Source organism: Photorhabdus viridis, assembly GCF_040256935.1.
Lineage (GTDB): Bacteria > Pseudomonadota > Gammaproteobacteria > Enterobacterales > Enterobacteriaceae > Photorhabdus > Photorhabdus viridis.
In genome coordinates this window covers 1-2,981 of record NZ_JBEJZY010000114.1, presented here as the reverse complement: position 1 = coordinate 2,981, position 2,981 = coordinate 1, and the positions used below count along the sequence as shown (strand labels likewise).

The 2,981-nt window shown below is 59.5% G+C and carries 3 protein-coding genes; all 3 read left to right on the top strand.

Features of this window, described 5'->3' with window-relative positions; genetic code table 11:
• The coding region (locus tag ABR397_RS22180) for a bacteriophage T4 gp5 trimerisation domain-containing protein (protein WP_407072898.1) at window positions 1-444 on the top strand (444 nt) is incomplete at its 5' end.
• Between the two features lie 49 nt (window positions 445-493).
• Complete coding sequence (locus ABR397_RS22175) at window positions 494-943, top strand: DcrB-related protein (protein WP_350307606.1); 450 nt, start codon at window positions 494-496, stop codon at window positions 941-943.
• Between the two features lie 15 nt (window positions 944-958).
• The gene (locus ABR397_RS22170; protein WP_350307605.1) at window positions 959-2,923 is read left to right on the top strand and encodes a PAAR domain-containing protein; all 1,965 of its coding nucleotides are present in this window, start codon (window positions 959-961) and stop codon (window positions 2,921-2,923) included.
• The last annotated feature ends 58 nt before the right edge of the window (window positions 2,924-2,981 follow it).

Below are 2,981 nucleotides of genomic sequence, written 5' to 3'. Positions count from 1 at the left end.
TTCCGCTCGAAAACCCACAAGGGCGACGGTTACAACGAACTGCGCTTTGAGGATGCCCGGGGCAGTGAAGAACTGGCTTTGCATGCGCAGCGCGATATGAACACCGTGGTGAAACACGACCAGACCCTGGTCGTGGAAACCGGTAACCGCCAGGTCACGGTGAAGACCGGTGATGAAAAAACCACCCTTGAACAGGGTAATCTCACCGAAGCTATCTGTCTGATGCGCAGCACCGAAGCCAATCAGGTGCAGGTCAGGGCCAAAGCAGGCAAAGCCGGAGACGGAACCCAGCTGTACGAAGCCAGTGACACTATTACGCTGACGGTCGGCGCGGGAAAAATGGTCATGACCAAAGAGAATATCAAAATCACCTTCGGCGGCTCCGTAATTGAACTCAACCCGGGCGGGGTGTTGATTAATGGCACAAAAATTGGCCTGAATTAAATCACCCGGACACCGGCAAAAAACCCTAAACACTCACCAGGACAACCCAATGACCCAGAAAACTTCTTTAGTCCCGTTTCACTTCAATGCCGGCTCGGTCAAAGTACCCCACGACTGGCAGGATGTCAGTATGCTGGTACTCAGCAGTCCCAACGACAAAAACGGCAGCAGTTTCACCCTCTCCCGCGATACCCTGCCCTGGGGACTCGACTTTATCCCGTTTGCCGAACGGGAAATCACCGCACTCAGTCAGCAGCTGAAAAACTATCAGCTCATTTCACAGGAAAACGGCCAGCTGGAGGGCCGCGAAACCGTGACCTCGGAGTTCACCTGGGACTCCCCGCAAGGCACTCTGCATCAGCTGATGCTGCTGCTTCACCTGCCGGAGCAGGTGCTGATTTTTACCGGCACCTGCTCCGGCAGGATGACTGAGATTCAGCGCGCGCAGATGCACGCCATGATAACCTCGTTTCAGCCCCGTCCGGGTGATAAACAATAACCTCAGGGAGCCGCAATGAGCCTATTACAACATGTCTGGGTGGGGGCCGGTGCGGCCCGCCGTCCCCCCGCCGCATCACCCCGGAAAACCGCCGCCGGCACAGAGGCGCCGGTTAAATCCGCCCCGCCGCCCCGGACCGCAAAGACAACCTCACATTCGGATAAGGCCCTGGAATTTCTGGAAAGCGATGCGTTCAGCCAGGTCTCTATGGGGGCCGCCGGCGCCTATGCCGTGGCGACCGGGGCTGCGGCGCCCTTTGCCGCGGGCCTGGCCGCCGGCACCATGGGGGCTTATGCCGGCAGCTATGCCGGCGATAAAATGGGTCATCAGATAGCCCATTTCCTGGGCATGCAGACGGTAGCAACCGAAGGCCATGCGCCGGCCCGGCTGGGGGATGCAATTGCCCACCAGAATAAAAAAGCCGGCTTATGGGGCGCGCTGGGCGGCATTCTGCTGGGTGCCGTGGCGGTGGTCGCCGTCGGGGCGTTAACCCTGGCGACCGGCGGGCTGGCCCTGGCCGTGGTGGCCGGCGCGGCGGCAGGATTAGCCGGCGGCTTTGCCGGTGGCATGGTAGCCGGTATCGGTGCCGCTATCGGGCAATACGGCGAAAATAAAGGCACGATTATTGAAGGCTCGCCGGATGTCTTTTTTGAAGGCAAACCGGTGGCCCGGGTCGGGGATAACATTGTGTGCAGCGACCACCCCGGCCCGGGGGTGATTGCCGAAGGCGCTAAATCCGTGTTTGCCAACGGCAAACCAATTGCCCGGCTGGGTCACCGCACCACCTGTGACGCCAATATCAACAGCGCCGCCGCCTCCATTGCCATTACCCAGGAGACGCTGGGGGTGTATGACATCATGGAAAGCAGCGACACAGAGTTACGCTGGGCGGTGGCACTGGCCGGATTAATCCCCCTGCCCAGAGGGAAAAAAGGCAACCCCCATCAAGAGCCCACCCCGTCGGTGAAAAAAACAGGCTGCAACAGCCAGTTCTGTAGCAAAGCCGGTGAACCGGTGGATGTGGCGACCGGGGATTTCTTACAGCTCTGGCCGGTGCTCGCCCTGCCGGGGTTATTGCCGCTGACCCTCAACCGGGTGTACCGCTCAACCGCCAATTTTTCCGGCCTCTTTGGCCCCAAATGGGCGGACGACTGGTCACAGCACCTGAGACGGGACGGCGAAGAGACCCATTTCACCGACGGCGAGGGGGTGATTTACACCTTCCACACCCCGGCCGAAAACGTCTTTTCGGTCAACCTGCACGCCGGTCATTATCTGCTGTACGGCCAGTTAAATGGCGAACTGCACCTGTTTAACCGCCGCACCCAGCACACCCTGAGCTTTGCGCCAGTGCCGGCCCAGGCGGATAAACGCGGCCTGTCGGCGATAGCGGACCGCCACGGCAACCGGACGGTCTTTCGTTACGATGACGCCGGGCGGCTGGCGGATATCGTGCAGGCCGGCGGGGCTGAACTGGTGCTGCACTATGAACCCGCGTCTCAGACTCAACTGTCTCAGCTCACAGCAATTGACTGGCGACATCAGGGCCAGCACCAGCGGCTGGTCACCTGCCGCTATGACAGTCAGGGTTACCTGGCCGAATGCGCGTCGTTTCAGTTTAACCATTTGTGGCATGAATACAGTCCGCAGGGGAACATGACCCGCTGGCATGACACCGACCAAACCGATGTCACCGTTCACTATGATAAAGCGGGCCGGGTAACCGCCACAACCACCCCGCAGGGCTACTGGCAGGACCGCTTTGCGTATGATGACGAAAACCGCGTCACCCGGTATTTCGACGCCGAAGGCGGCTGTACCCGTTACGAATACAATGCGGACGGGCTGGTCACCCGGGAAGTTAATCCGCTCGGTCACGACACCCTGACTGAGTGGGATTTCAGTCGCCCGGTCTCACAAACTGACCGTAAACGTCCGGTGAACTCACCTTGCTCCTCTCATTCGGTTCATGCACGCTAGGTTTTTGTCTTAACCTTGTGAGGAACCATGAGCCGTAGCCGATATACCCCGGAACAAA

Bases quoted from the DNA above. Each gene is read 5' to 3' on its own strand.
- ABR397_RS22175 (WP_350307606.1), top strand. From the start codon at position 494: ATGACCCAGAAAACTTCTTTAGTCCCGTTTCACTTCAATGCCGGCTCG.
- ABR397_RS22170 (WP_350307605.1), top strand. From the start codon at position 959: ATGAGCCTATTACAACATGTCTGGGTGGGGGCCGGTGCGGCCCGCCGT.